Here is a 15,249-nt window from a genome sequence, read left to right as displayed (position 1 = left end):
CTCCTGCGGATTCGCGCGGTTTCTCTTAACAGATTTCTAAAAGGTTGAATGAAAGACCCTTTCTCGAAAAAATGATAATACTTTTTGACATACGGTTCAAGAAAATTTTCTCTTCATCTTAAGGGCGAACAGTGTTATCTTCATAAGAATTTTATTGAAATCAGAGACGACTGATATGAGGCGATTTCTATGGGCGATTATTTTTGCCGTAAGTATCCTGAACGCGGGTTGCGGTGCGTCGGGTCAATTCGAGAATTTTATCTCCGCAAACAAAGACAAGCTGATGGATGGGAAGAAAGAGTTCAGATTCGTTTCATATAATATACCAAACCTGTCATATATAGAAGACTACCTGCCATTTGATGACTCAAATCCTTGGCGTCTGCCGACCGAATTTGAAATTAGAGACGCTCTTAGAACTATCAAGATTGAAGGCGGGAAAGTGGCGCGGATTTATACTTTGTCAGTTCGGAGAGCAGGAGAATCACGGAACATAATTCGTCATGTCGAAGGGCCGGGAGAGTTTGACGAGCGGGCCTTCCACGCATTGGACAAGGTGCTCCAAACTGCAAATGAAGAAGGAGTGCGGCTGATAATCCCCTTCGTCGATAATTGGTGGTGGTGGGGTGGAAGGGCGGAATATGCAGCATTTAGAGGCAAGCAGCCGAACGATTTCTGGACGGACCTGCAGTTAATTTCCGATTTTGAGAAGACGATCAGCTATGTTTTGCATAGAAAAAATGTTTACACCGGCATCCTCTATAAGGATGACAAAGCCATTTTAGGGTGGGAAACCGGCAATGAACTTGAAACACCTCTCTCATGGCAGGATACAATTGCGGCTTACATAAAGCGCATAGACAAAAATCATTTAGTGCTTGAGGGGATGCACGCGCCGCTTCTTACGGAGAATGAGGTCGCCGACTCAAACTTCGATGTGCTTTCAACTCATTATTATACAACTCTGAGTAATGCGGTTCGCGATGCACTTTCGAATCGTAAATTGACGGAAGGGAGGAAACCTTATTTCATCGGCGAATTTGGTTTTAGAAATCCTCAGGACGCAAAAGCCCTTGTCGATACGGTGATCGATAACGGCATTTCAGGAATAATGATATGGAGTTTGAGGTTTCACAGTCGTGACGGCGGCTTCTACCAACATGGGGAAAATTATGGAGTGGGATCGTACCGTTTTCCCGGTTTTCCCTCGGACAGCATTTATCACGAGAAAGAAATTGTTGATATCATGAGAAATGCCGCGTATGCGATTGACAGTCTGCCGGAGCCGCCGCTTCCGATCCCGGATTCGCCGACCATGTTACCCGTGCCTGATGTATATCATATCTCATGGCAGGGTTCTGCCGGCGCTTCTTCGTATGAGATACAGAGGATGGCGGGTGATTCTACTCAATGGCAAATCGTCGCAGACGGTGTGAGCGACGCAGGCGAAGTGTTCCGTCCACTTTTCGAGGATACAACCGCGCAGCTCGGGAAAAGTTATCTTTACAGAGTGAGCGCCGAGAATTCTTCGGGGGTCTCTTCGCCTTCGAATGCTGTCGGACCAGTCGATGTCAATTGCAAAGAGTTGGTGGATGAGTTGAGTGACTCTACGAAAATTTTTATGAAGTCGGATAGCCTGCAGTTTCTCACATACCAGGATTCTTACAGAGCTAAAGATGATTTCAGCAGGCTGAGGGGAACGGCTGGTTCCTACATTATATATCGAGTTCCACACCCGATCGATTCATTTAGAGTAGAAGTGTTTTTGACGAACGGAGAATGCGGATTGGATTTTTCCGCATCTGATTCTGTAAATACCCTGAAGCCGCTTGGCGCAAAAGTGGAAACTTTTCCTCCTTATAAGAATTTCTACAGGTTTTTTACGCCGGCAGTCTATACATGTGCGGAGTTTCCGCCGAACAGCAGGTATTTGAAAATAAGATTCAACGACGTGGCTCAGCTCAGCCGCGTTGAGATAATTTATTCGAAAATAGAAAACCCAGATCCAAATATTGTAACGGCATATTGAATTCAGAATGCAACCTGAAAGTCAGTTCTCGAGCAGCGTTTCTTTTGACTTTTGTGTCGTCATATTTACACCTGCCGATGGTAAAATGTTTACTCAACTTCGAGGATTAATATGAAACTCATTGCGTTATTCTTGTTTCTCATTGTGATTGCAAAGGCGGAGTCAAACAAACCGTTTATTGAAATCCCGTCTATATTTTCTGACAACATGGTCCTGCAGCAAAAAACAAATGTAACTTTCTGGGGCACGGCAACGCCCGGTGCACCCGTTTCGATTAAAGCGAGCTGGGGAGCATCGGCGAAGACAAAAGTCTTACCCGACAGCCTCTGGAAGGTCAAATTGAAGACGGTCAAGGCGGGAGGTCCGTATGAGGTGAGCCTGCAGATTGGAGATTCGACAATCATATATAAGAACGTAATGCTCGGAGAAGTTTGGCTGTGTTCCGGTCAATCGAATATGGAAATGCCACTTGCCGGATGGCCTCCGGACAATCCGATCCAGAATTCCGCAGAAGAAATTCAGGCTGCCAATTTTCCAAACATTAGACTGTTCACCGTAGCGAGAGCCGTTTCGGCCCAGCCCGAGTTTAATTGCGTGGGAGCTTGGAACGAGTGCAACCCTCAGACCGTGGCAAAGTTTAGCGCGGTGGGATATTTTTTCGGAAGAAAACTCTACGAAGAGCTTCATGTGCCTATCGGTTTGATCGTGTCGAGCTGGGGAGGAACAAGGATACAATCGTGGATAGGCGGAAAGTTTCTAGGCGGGATGCCTGACTACACGCCGATCGTTGAGAAGATCGACAGCGCGCGTGGTCAGGTGAAGAAGCTGAACGACTGGATATTCAGCCACCCCGTGATCGACATCAGTGCAAAGCCGCCGGCGCATCAATTTGAGAATCTTGATTTCGAAGACAGCCTTTGTCACAGAGCTGATTTTGATGACAGTAGTTGGCGTACCATGAAGCTGCCGACCTACTGGGAAGCAACGGAAGTAGGAGAGTTCGATGGCACGGTCTGGTTCAGGAAAAAAATCGAGATACCAAAAAGTTGGCTTGACACAAATCTTGTGCTGGCGCTTGGCCCCATCGATGATATGGACGAAACATATGTAAACGGCGTGAAGGTCGGCGGAATGCTCGGCGGCGGATTCTGGGCGACTCCTAGGATTTACGAAATCCCTAAGGGAATTGTGAAGGATTCTGTTCTGGTGATTGCTGTCAGAGTTATCGACACGGGCGGAGGCGGCGGTATCTGGGGAAATGACGTCAAGATGCAAATCTATAGCAAGCCGGACACTTTGTCGGGCATCTCGCTTTCCGGCGATTGGAAATATTTGCCTGTCGCGGAATTCATGAATAACAAATTCTACAGGTATGGTGCCGCAGGTGAGTTCAACAGTCGTCCGAAAACTTCTGTCGACGTCGGTCCGGACACGCCGACCATGCTTTTCAACGGCATGACAGCCCCACTTATACCGTATTGCATCAAGGGGACGATATGGTATCAGGGAGAATCGAATTCGAATCTGCCGAGCGATTACGATAATTATGAGGCGCTGTTCAGACTCATGATCAAGAATTGGAGGACCGATTGGGGGGAAGGCAATTTCCCGTTTTACTACGTGCAGATAGCACCCTTCGCGTATGGTGAGAAATCAAAATCATATGTGGTTCGCGATGCCCAATTCCGCACTCTCTCCGTTCCGAACACGGGTATTGCAGTCACGCTCGACATCGCTCCAACCTCGACAATTCATCCACCCGATAAGCAGGATGTCGGCTCGCGTTTGGCTTTGTGGGCACTCGCCAAAGATTATCACAAGAAAGTCATTTACTCCGGACCTTTGTACCGCTCAATGAAAATTCAAAACGGGAAAATTTTCCTCTCGTTCGATAACGCCGATGGCGGTTTGATTATCAAAGACAGCAGCGGCAATGCGAATTTCTTGATCGCGGGGAAAGACAGCGTCTTTGTCAAGGCGAATGTCAAAGTCGAGGGAAGAAAGTTGATTGTCTATAGCGATGAGATAAAGAAACCGATTGCGGTGAGATACACATGGACCAACACCGATGAAGCAACGTTCTTTAATAAGGAAGGGCTACCGGCACCAACCTTCAGGACGGACAATTGGAAACAATAGTCTTTATTGTTTATGAAACAGCGAGGATAATATGAGCTCAGTCAAAATCATCAATCAAAATCCGATTCCAAATTTACCATGGGAAGAGAAACCTGCTGGACATAACAAGCCGGTGTGGCGATATTCGAAAAATCCTGTGATACCGCGCGACCTCCTGCCGACTTCAAACAGCATATTCAACAGTGCGGTCGTTCCGTACAAAGGCGAGTTCGCGGGCGTCTTCCGATGCGACAACTGGGCGAGACAAATGAGACTGCATCGTGGATTCAGTAAGGATGGACTGACGTGGAAGCTCGATCCGAGCCCATTGAAGTTCAAGTGTGATGATCCTGAAGTCGGCAATTTCGTTTACGGCTACGATCCGCGCGTTGTGTGGATCGAGGATCGGTACTACGTCACGTGGTGCAATTATTATCATGGCCCGACAATCGGCGTGGGTTGGACAAATGATTTCGAGACATTTCATCAGTTCGAGAATGCCTTCCTGCCGTTTAATCGAAACGGCGTCTTGTTCCCTCGTAAGATAAAAGGAAATTTTGTGATGCTCTCGCGCCCGTCCGACAGCGGGCATACACCGTTCGGCGATATTTACTTAAGTCAAAGCCCCGACCTCTGTTACTGGGGCAAGCATCGCCATGTCATGAGTCCAGTTGGGAATTCGTGGCAATACACAAAGATTGGAGCGGGACCGATTCCTATCGAGACGTCTGAAGGCTGGCTTCTGATATATCACGGCGTTCTTCAATCATGCAACGGATTTGTTTACAGTGCGGGAGCGGTGCTTCTTGATCCGGAGAGGCCGTGGAAAGTGATTGCAAGAGCCGAGCCTTACCTCTGGTCTCCGCAGACAATATATGAGTGCGTCGGCGATGTGCCGAACGTGGTTTTCCCGTGCGCCATGTTATGTGATGGTGCGACCGGACGATTGGCTATCTACTACGGCGCTGCTGATACAGTGACAGGACTCGTGTTTTCGACCGTAGATGAAATTGTCAGTTTTGTTCAGAGTCATCCACAAAGGTAAATCGAAGGCCTGCACCTGATCACGTGGTCAGAAGGCAAACCAAAATATGCCGTTGGCGATCCCTGTTTCTAGGCTGGTAAAATTGAGGAATCATTTATATTTTAAACAGGTCGCGGCTGTTTGCAGTGTTCATGTTCTTCCGGTACATGCGACGCCCGATGTGAACAAAACTAATAATAAGGGAGGCAACAATGAAATCCATGGTGGCAGTAATCGGCTTTTTGCTGTTAACGTCGTCGATGAGCAACGCACAATTCAACAAGGGAGATTTAGAACTTTCGTTTTCGGGCAGCCTCGGCTCAACCACAGATAAGAGTACCGGGACTTATTTAGGCAATTCATCTAGCGATTCTCAAACCGAACAATTCCTTTTCTTCTCAATTTCTCCCGGATACTATTTGCTTGATGGTCTCTCAGTCGAGCCTGAAATCAGTCTCATGGCAGTTCAACATGCGCAACCGGCTCAGTATTTTCTACTTAATCTTTCTTATACTTACCTTCCTCCCAATTCGAAAGCAGCGCTGTTCGTTCGAGCCGGTTATGGTATCTCAAATTCTATCCAAGTACCTATGATGGGCGGCGGCACGGTTGTACAAATGAGCGACAAATTCGACATAGGGGTCATCAACCTGGGTGCCGGTGCAAAATTCTTATTAACTCAGTCTGTAGTTTTGCGTGCTGAAGTGAACTACCGAAGCCATGCGTGGTCTAGCAGCGAAGATTTTGGCTATGGTTCATACAAGTATGACTACGTCTTTTCTCACGTCGGTCTCTTGGTGGGGTTTTCAATTTTGCTGTAATCCCCTATGAATCATTATCAATAAGGACGATAAATTGAAATTTGGTTACTTTGACGATGAAAACAAAGAATATGTAATTACGCGGCCTGATACGCCGCGCTCGTGGAGTAATTATCTCGGCTCGACGGAGTACGGCGCGATTATCACCAACAACGCCGGCGGATACAGCTTCTTCAACTCGGCAGCACAGGGGCGGTTTACTAGATGGCGCCCGAACAATCTACCGATGGACCAACCCGGCAGGTACTTTTATCTGCGCGATAAAGATTCGGGTGACTTCTGGTCGGCATCGTGGCAGCCGACCGGCAAACCTTTGGATAAATTCAAATCCATTTGTCGTCATGGTACAGCTTATACGGTTATCGAGTCGGAATACTCGAACGTCCGCACTGAAAGTACCTACTTCGTCCCGCTGGAGAAACAAATGGAATGCTGGCTCCTGAAGGTGTCGAACCTAAGCGATCAGAAACGCCGGTTGAGTATATTCCCTTTCATCGAGTATTCATCCCATTGGCAGATGTGGATGGACTGGGTGAACCTCCAGTACACGCAGTTCATCGTGGAGATGAAAGTCGTCGACAACATCATCAATCACTGCACAAATCCTTTCCTGCCGGTTGTGCGCGGCGATTTTGCTGCGGACCCTCAATCGCGGCACATGTTTTTTGCATTAGTCGGTGCAGACATCGTCGGTTTCGATACCGATCGCGAAAAGTTTATCGGCGCTTATCGTGGATATGCGAATCCACTGGTTGTGGAACAGGGACGATGTGGGAATTCAATTGCCGTCGGCGACAACGGCTGCGGCGTTTTTCAAACCGACTTAGAAATTAATCCCGGTGAATCGAAGGAATTGTTAGTCCTGCTGGGAATCGGTCAGGCCGAGGTGGAAGGCCGGGCGGCGGTCGGTGAATTTTCGGACATCAAAAAGGCTCAGCATGAATTTGAAAACGTAAAATCTCACTGGCATTCGAGACTTAAGTCCATGACTGTAAAAACCCCCGACCCTCAGTTCGACAGTATGATGAATATGTGGAGCCCGTACAACTGTCTGATTACATATGTATGGTCGCGTGCAGCGAGCATCGTGTATGCAGGCGAGCGTGACGGACTCGGTTACCGCGATACGGTTCAAGACCTGCTGGGGGTTTTGTCCATCATCCCCGATGAAGCTGAGAAACGTCTTGAGCTGATGATGACGGGACAGGCCTCTACGGGAGGAGCAATGCCTGTCGTGAAACAATTCAGCCATCATCCAGGACACGAGAAACCGCCGTCGGAAAATGAATATCGTTCCGACGATTGTCTGTGGCTTTTCAATACCGTGCCGGCCTATGTGAAAGAGACCGGGCATGTCGATTTTTATAGGAAGGTTTTTCCATACGCGGACAAAGGCAAAGATACTGTGCTCGGCCACATGAGGCGTGCCATCGAATTTAGTTTGGACCATTCCGGACGGCATGGTTTGCCGTGCGGGTTGGCGGCTGACTGGAATGATTGTCTCCAGCTTGGACAAAAAGGCGAATCGGTTTTTGTGGCATTTCAATTGAGATATGCACTGGATACTTACATCGAAGTGAATGAGTATCTGGGCAACAAAAAGGAAATCTTGTGGTCTAAGAAAAATCTTGAGAAGTTGGATGAAAGTCTGGCGAAGCATGCCTGGGATGGAGAATGGTTCTTGCGCGGCTATCGTGAAGACGGTGCAACATTCGGTTCTCGCAAAAATGATGAAGGCAAAATTTTCTTGAATCCGCAAACCTGGGCGGTGATTAGTGGACATGCCTCGAAAGAGACCGCCGAACTGATCATGCAAAGAACTCATCAGCATCTCTGGACGGAATACGGCTTGACGATTTGCGATCCGCCTTATGAGAAGACCGACATTTCGGTGATGAAGGCTGCGCTTTTCAATAAGGGTATGAAAGAGAACGGCTCCATCTTTTGCCACACACAAGGTTGGGCGGTCATCGCAGAGGCCATGTTGGGACATGGCGGCAAGGCGTTTGATATTTTTCGGGCCTATATGCCGGCATCGTATAGCGAGCGAGCTGAAGTAAGGGAAATTGAGCCTTATGTCTATTCCCAATTCATAAACAGCCCGCGGAGTCCGCGTCGAGGCGCGTCGAGACTCCCGTGGCTCTCAGGATCGGCAGCATGGTCGTATTACGCGGCGACGCAATTCATTTTGGGAATTAAACCGGAAGTCGATGGTCTCCGTATCGATCCGTGTGTGCCACCAAGCTGGAAGTCATTCGAGGTCGCGAGAGTTTTTAGAGGCAAGAAGCTGCACATCGGAGTATCGAATCCGGATGGAGTTGAAAAGGGAATCAAGGAAATTTCGGTTAATGGAAAAAAGATCGAAAGGAATCTTATTCCGGTTGATTGTATGAAAGACCAAAATGTTGTAAAAGTTGTAATGGGCAAATGAAAAGGTCAATTGCTAAACAATAAGGAGCTGTATATGAGCACAGATAGTCAGAAACTTTCTTTCTTGGAAAAGACTGGATACGGATGCGGTGACTTTGCATCTGTTCTATTCTGGCAGACAATTATGGTGTACTTACTTTTCTTTTACACGGATGTATTCGGATTAGCCGCCGCCGCCGCGGGTACCATGATCGCGATCTCGAGGGCGCTGGACGCTTTCTTTGATGTCGGCATCGGCATGACCGCGGACCGTACACAAACGCGTTGGGGCAAGTTCAGGCCGTATCTGATCTGGATGTCTCTCCCGCTCGCGATAGCCGCCGTGCTAGCGTTCTCCACTCCTGGCTTCTCTCCGACGGGAAAACTCGTCTACGCCTATGTGACGTTCATTGCGTTCATGTTCTTCTATTCGGCAATAAATATTCCTTATACGTCGCTCCTCGGCGTGATAAGCGGCGAACCCAACGAACGAACGAGCGCTTCTTCTTTCAAGTTTGTCGGTGCATACTCTGCCGGTATAGTTGTTTCAGCCACCGCGTTGCCGCTCGCCGAGTACTTCGGAGGCGGGAACAGCGCAAAAGGCTGGCAAACGACCATGGTGCTCTACGCAATCGTTGCAATAATTTTCTTTACGATAGTATTTTTCTCCACGCACGAACGGATCCAGCCGATGTCAAAAGAGAAGACATCAGTCAGGGGCGATCTTAAGGATATTTCCAAGAACACTCCATGGATTGTATTATTTGGCGTGACCATTCTGCTAATTCTTTTTGTAGCGATAAGGCTCAATGCAACAGTTTACTATTTTAAGTACTATGTCAGCGAGCAGGTTGTTCCATGGATGACGCATTTCATCAATTTCATGGTCAGATACGTGATCAATCCGCTATGGGGATTCTTCGGAAAGCAGCCGATTTCTCTCGTGGATGAGAGCCATAAGTACGGATACGAGGTTCTCGCTTCATTCTTCAACGTTGTCGGACAGGGATCTTCGCTTCTCGGAGTTTTGCTCGTTCCCTGGTTTTCACGCGTATTCGGCAGGAAGAACGCGGCTATCGCGCTTTTTGTTGCTGCCCTGATTTCGACGGGATTGTTTTTCGTGCTCGGGCCCGCGGATCTTCTCTGGATGTTTATCCTTCAAATTGTTGGTTCTGTCGTCGGTGGACCGATCTCTCCGCTGTTGTGGGCGATGTACGCGGACACGGCTGACTATTCTGAGTGGAAGACGGGAAGAAGGGCCACAGGTCTCGTTTATTCCGCTTCTATCATGTCTAACAAATTGGGATGGGCCATCAGTACGGCCATCGCAGGATGGATTCTCGCTATGACGGGGTTCCAGGCCAACGTGGCACAAAATGTCGAGGTCTTATCGGGCATAAAATCCATGATGAGCGTTATTCCAGTGGTTCCAGGGCTTGTCGCTGTTCTGCTCCTCATTTTCTTCTACGGACTCAACGAGCCCGTGGTCAAGAAGATAAAGGAAGAAGTCGAAGCGAGACGCGCTGCGGCCGGTGTTGCAGAGGCAAGGTGAAATTTGAATGTGAGTTTGAATTATGAATCCTTAATTCAAACTTAGAATCTAATATTCAAAATTAAGGGCAATCTATGCAGTACGGAAATTTTGACGACAAACACAAAGAATATGTTATCGCTAGTCCGGACACACCGAAGCCATGGACGAACTACCTGGGTTCAACGGAGTACGGTGCGATAATCACGAACAATGCTGGCGGCTACAGCTTTTACAAATCCGGCGGGATGGGACGATTTGTCCGTTTTCGTTTCAACTCCATTCCTACGGACCAGCCAGGCCGGTACATCTATTTCCATGATCATGGCACACGCGATTTCTGGTCCGCATCATGGCAACCCGTAGGGAAACCGCTTTCAAGATACAAATCGATTTGTCGTCATGGTATGGCCTATACAATTATAGAGTCTCAATACAGCGGCATCAAATCTGAGGTAACTTACTTTGTGCCGCTCGGTCGCTGTTTCGAGATCTGGAAAGTTAAAGTCACGAATGCCTCCAAGAAGAAAAGATCGTTGAGTGCATTTAGTTATCTCGAGTATGCAGGAAACTGGAATGCTATGGATGATCTATTAAACATCCAGTATGTTCAGTACATTGCGCAGATGAAGGTTATTGATGGAATCATCGATCATGGTACAAACATAAACATCCCGGCGATGCCGGAACATTTCAAGGAAAAGGACCAGGGTCGTCATACGTTTCAAGTCATGGTAGGAGCAAAAGTCTCCGGCTACGACACAGATCGTGAAGTATTTCTTGGTCCATACCGGACTTATGCAAATCCTATCGCAGTTGAACGGGGAAAATGTTCTGACAGCCTGGCGTATGGAGATAATCCTTGCGGTTCACTCCAGGTAAAGTTTTCTCTGAGGCCGGGTCAGACTGTAGAGTTTGCCGTCATCGTTGGGATTGGAAGCGCCGAGAAGGAAGGAAAAGAAGCTGCAGATGAATTTCGTCAGGTTAAAAAGGTTGATGAGGCATTCTCGGAGCTGAAATCATTCTGGCACAAACGGGTCGAAGGGTTTAGCGCGAAGACTCCTGACCCGGAACTCAACGCAACAATCAATACCTGGGGAATCTATAATTCAATGATAACCTACGCATGGTCGCGAGCCGCAAGTCTTGTCTACACCGGCGTCGATCGCGATGGGTTGGGGTATCGCGACACGGTTCAAGATTTTCTTGGTGTCATACACGCAATTCCGGATGAAGCAAGGAAACGATTGGAGCTGATGATAACCGGCCAGGTTTCGACTGGCGGAGCAATGCCGGTCATCTTGCCGTTCAGTCATAACCCAGGTCACGAACCTGCGCCGAAAGAAGAGGACTATCGCTCAGACGATGCCCTTTGGCTTTTCAACGCCATTCCCGCTTACGTTGAGGAAACTGGGGATACTGAATTCTACAGGAAAGTTTTGCCATATGCCGACAAAGGGGCCGACACGGTTTTCGCTCACATGAAACGTGCACTCCAGTTTAGTCTGGAGAGGTCCGGTGCCCATGGACTTCCGTGCGGCTTGATGGCAGACTGGAACGACACACTAAGATTTGGCCGGAAAGGTGAATCGATTTTCGTCACAATGCAGCTTCGGTACGCCTTCAAGGTCTATATTGACGTCGCTCTCTTTCTCAAGAAGGCGGACGAATCGTCGTGGGCAAAGCTTATTCTCGAAAGACTCGATGCGAACATAAAGCGATATGCGTGGGACGGAGAATGGTTCGCCCGCGGCTTTCGGCATGATGGTGTGAAATTCGGCTCGAAGGATTGTGCTGAAGGTCAGATTTTCCTGAATACTCAAACATGGTCGGTGATATCGGGGGTCGCCTCTCGCGAGCACGCTGAGGCGGCTATGCAACAGGTCCGCAAGCGGCTTTTTACGAAGTATGGTCTCGCGCTCTGTGATCCGCCGTATACGAAGACAGATTATAAGGTCGTGAGAGCGTCGTTCTTCAATCCCGGTCTCAAGGAGAACGCTGGTATTTTCGTCCACACGCAACCGTGGGCAGTGATGGCTGAGGCAATCCTGGGACATGGCGATCAAGCATATGAATACCTGCGGGCATATCTGCCGGCCGCTTATAACAAGAAAGCAGAGATCCGTGAAATTGAACCTTATGTTGTCTGCCAGTCGACCCACTCGAAGGAAAGTCCCAAGCATGGCGTATCGCGCATACCATGGCTATCGGGTTCGGCATCATGGACTTATTATGCCATCACGAGATTCATTCTCGGAGTTCGACCTGAGATAAATGGATTGCGAATTGATCCTTGCGTACCGGCGAAATGGAAATCTTTTGACATTGAGCGTAAGTTCCGCGGAAAGATTTTGAGGATCCGTGTTGAAAATCCGAAAGGTGTGGAAAAGGGCGTAAAGAAGATTGTCTTGAACGAGGAACCCTTGGAAAATAATTTTATCCCTGTGGCAAAAATGAAAGTTGAAAATGAAGTTATTGTGACGATGGGATAGGAGCTGGAATGCAGAACAATGTTTCTGCAAAGAAGCTGCCACACATGGCTTATACGGAGCGTTCCGGCGTGAGAATAGTGGACTTGTGGATTAACCCATTGGACCGTCCGAAGATTTTTAAAAAGAGAATACCATGAAGAATAGCGGCACTCTATTTCTGATTTTCGTTTCCTACATAAGCTTTTTCGTTACGGCGTCAGCTCAGATCGATCCACCGAAGGCGTGGACGAGAGGACACAATTGGGATGCCGACAGGCAATTCGGTGAGCGACCGGACACCCTGAATGCAAAAGTCCTTCCGCTTATAAAAGTAGTCGGGAATAGATTTGTCAATTCAAACGGTGACACAATCTTGTTCCATGGCATTGCCGTCGCTGATCCGGACAATCTCGAACAAAGAGGAGTGTGGAACAAAGATCTTTTTATCGAGGCAAAGCGTTTGGGGGCGGATTTGGTGAGGCTCCCCGTTCATCCTGCGGCGTGGCGCGACAGGACACCGGAAAAGTATTTGAAGCTCCTTGATCAGGCGGTCGAATGGTGCACGGAGGAGAGCTTGTATGTCGACATCGACTGGCACTCCATCGGAAATCTCGAGAAGGGATTATACCAGAACAGTGTTTATGTAACCAGCCTTCAGGAGACTTTTGATTTCTGGGCAACCATCGCCGGCCGCTACAGTGGACATCATACTGTTGCTTTCTCGGAATTATTCAATGAGCCGACGAATCAGCTCGGAAAACTAGGCAGTGTTTCGTGGGATCAATGGAAAGAGATCAATGAAGAACTGATAAAGTTGATCAGAGCCTACAACAATCAGAGCATACCGTTGGTAGCTGGATTCGATTGGGCTTACGATTTGTCACCGATTCGCTATGCATCGATTGACGCTGAGGGAATCGCTTACTCAGTCCATCCGTATCCGCACAAGAGAACGCCACCTTATGAGCCGAAGTGGAATGAGGACTTCGGATTTGTCGCGGCAAAGTATCCGCTTGTTGCAACGGAACTAGGCTTTACTTTGCCGGATTGGCAGGCGAATCTTGAATTTGGAAATTCGGTCATAAAATACTTTAGCAAGAACCACATAAGCTGGATATGGTGGATACTGGATCCTTTGTGGCAGCCGGCGATGCTGCAGTCGTGGGAAGAATTCAAATTGAATGAAGGCGGAAAATTCTTTGAGGCTGCAGCGCACGGACTCGTTACTGGCGCTGATTCTTCAGAGAAGTCTAACGGAAGATGAATCTGTAAACAATTCTTAACTGCAAGTCAAAGATCGATGGCAGCGCAACTAATTGAGGCAGATGCAAGATCACCTGTGAACCATGTCTTCACAAGATTCTGAACGTCATCACTCTTCTACGTTCTGTGTGTCCAACATCAGTTCTGTCTGCTCGTATTGCTGAAATAACTTGCCCCAATGTGTATTTGCGCGCCAGCGTTCAAAAGTTTTTCTGTCTTTCAACGGCCATCTATAGTAATCGTGATACACCTCGGATCCTAAAATGAGCGCCCCAACAAGTGGTGTCCGAGTGAACAAATTTTGAACCTTCTTCAAAGGTCCGAACCAAAGGATATCCCCGACCAAACTCGCTCCATTGTCTCCGACAGAAAATCCCCATGACTCGTTAGATATGTCATCGCCCGCGATTTCGATCTCACGCGGATCGCCAATACCTAAGCGATCTTCATGTGCTACTCTTATGTACTCAATGGACATTGGATCAAATCCCATCATCTTTGCCGCGACTGCATCAATTGCAACCTGGTCTTCGCTCGCGAGTATATGATCTTTCACTACCGGGAACATCGTTCTTGGACCGGGCCCGTTCCCCGCAGTTGTCCCATCCATGATAGCAAAAATGCCGCTGTGGATCTCCTTTTGAATTGCGAGCAGATCAACCAGTGTTTTATGAATCCAGGAATGAGTATAGTGCCGCTTCGTGTTGAGCAGCCCGCCGAAGGCGTTCTTCATTGCTCCGGTAGTGGTGGTATAAATATGAGTTTTGATTGTCGGAAGATGAACGATGTTTTTTCCAATGAAATATTCCGGGATATAGATCCCATCCGGATAAACATTATACAGGACATGCATCTGTGCTTTCGGTTTATACTCGATCCATGTCATGTCTTCTTCTTTGAAATTATACAGAACCGGGATATCGTACCGCCGAAAAATCGGCACATAATTATTGAGGTCTTCTCCTTTGAACGCGTTTGTGACTACCGTCTTATTTTGAACGCAAACGATTTCTTTGCAGCCGATTTTTTTCAAAGAGAGTATCGTCCCCTCCATTTGCCAGGGGGTCGTGTTTGCTCCGGGAAAAGGGAAGTGCCATGAAATATTATCTTTAAGAATTGTCGCCGCACTTTTGTCGAGAGCGGTCTCCATTTCACCCAGTTCGGTTAATCGCTGAATGTCTTCGAGTACAGTGATTGGCTTAGTTCTTATTACTGCGACCTTTGATTTTGTCATAAAAAGAAAATAACAGGCAGTGTGATTTTATCAAAGTATTACACTGAACCTTGTGATACTGCAATCGATAATGGATCTAAATTCGCCGCGAACGTAGGAGTTTGAAGTGTGAAGCAACAAAAAGAATGCCTGAAAATGAAGCGCCGCTTTGGTGGGAAGCTATGTCGCTGTTTTTGTGACACTTATCAAGTTTCTTTTGCACCTTGACTTTTTGGCAAATTTTGTTAAATTTATAAGCTCAAGATATGTACGCTGGCGTAGCTCAGTTGGTAGAGCAGCTGACTTGTAATCAGCAGGTCGGGGGTTCAAATCCCTTCGCCAGCTCGGCTGCGATGCTTCGTCCCGATTT

9 protein-coding genes and 1 tRNA gene are annotated in these 15,249 nt (G+C 47.8%); 9 read left to right on the top strand and 1 reads right to left on the bottom strand.

What is annotated here, in order from left to right; all coding sequences use genetic code 11:
* Nucleotides 1-175: 175 nt before the first annotated feature.
* The 8 genes from VLX91_04975 (at nt 176) to VLX91_04940 (ending at nt 13,667) form a co-directional block, all read left to right on the top strand.
* Nucleotides 176-2,029 carry a hypothetical protein gene (locus VLX91_04975; protein HUI29545.1) on the top strand — a complete coding sequence of 618 codons (1,854 nt, stop codon included), beginning with the start codon at nt 176-178 and terminating at the stop codon, nt 2,027-2,029.
* A 111-nt stretch (nt 2,030-2,140) separates the two neighbouring features.
* A complete protein-coding gene (locus VLX91_04970) occupies nt 2,141-4,168 on the top strand; it encodes a sialate O-acetylesterase (GenBank protein ID HUI29544.1) in 2,028 nt (675 codons plus the stop codon).
* 31 nt (nt 4,169-4,199) lie between these two features.
* Nucleotides 4,200-5,192, top strand: a complete 993-nt coding sequence (locus VLX91_04965) for a glycoside hydrolase family 130 protein (GenBank protein ID HUI29543.1) — start codon at nt 4,200-4,202, stop codon at nt 5,190-5,192.
* Nucleotides 5,193-5,383: 191 nt separating this feature from the next.
* Nucleotides 5,384-5,992, top strand: coding sequence for an outer membrane beta-barrel protein (locus VLX91_04960; GenBank protein ID HUI29542.1), 609 nt, complete (start codon nt 5,384-5,386; stop codon nt 5,990-5,992).
* 34 nt (nt 5,993-6,026) lie between these two features.
* A complete protein-coding gene (locus VLX91_04955; GenBank protein HUI29541.1) occupies nt 6,027-8,423 on the top strand; it encodes a hypothetical protein in 2,397 nt (798 codons plus the stop codon).
* A 33-nt stretch (nt 8,424-8,456) separates the two neighbouring features.
* Nucleotides 8,457-9,953: an MFS transporter gene (locus VLX91_04950; GenBank protein ID HUI29540.1), complete on the top strand. Its 1,497-nt coding sequence runs from the start codon at nt 8,457-8,459 to the stop codon at nt 9,951-9,953.
* 74 nt (nt 9,954-10,027) lie between these two features.
* Entirely contained in the window at nt 10,028-12,424 is a 2,397-nt protein-coding gene (locus VLX91_04945) for a hypothetical protein (GenBank protein HUI29539.1), read from the top strand.
* A 133-nt stretch (nt 12,425-12,557) separates the two neighbouring features.
* A complete protein-coding gene (locus VLX91_04940; GenBank protein HUI29538.1) occupies nt 12,558-13,667 on the top strand; it encodes a cellulase family glycosylhydrolase in 1,110 nt (369 codons plus the stop codon).
* A 108-nt stretch (nt 13,668-13,775) separates the two neighbouring features.
* Here VLX91_04940 and VLX91_04935 read toward each other — a convergent pair whose 3' ends face one another.
* Nucleotides 13,776-14,900: a DUF362 domain-containing protein gene (locus tag VLX91_04935; protein HUI29537.1), complete on the bottom strand. Its 1,125-nt coding sequence runs from the start codon at nt 14,898-14,900 to the stop codon at nt 13,776-13,778.
* Between the two features lie 251 nt (nt 14,901-15,151).
* On the opposite strand from VLX91_04935, the gene VLX91_04930 reads away from it, so the two are divergent.
* Nucleotides 15,152-15,224, top strand: a tRNA-Thr gene (locus VLX91_04930).
* Nucleotides 15,225-15,249 lie beyond the last annotated feature (25 nt).

This window comes from Candidatus Acidiferrales bacterium (assembly GCA_035515795.1).
In the GTDB taxonomy this organism is placed as follows: domain Bacteria; phylum Bacteroidota; class Ignavibacteria; order Kryptoniales; family JAKASW01; genus JAKASW01.
Note: the sequence above shows the minus strand (reverse complement) of the source record. Positions and strands in the feature narration are given on the sequence as shown.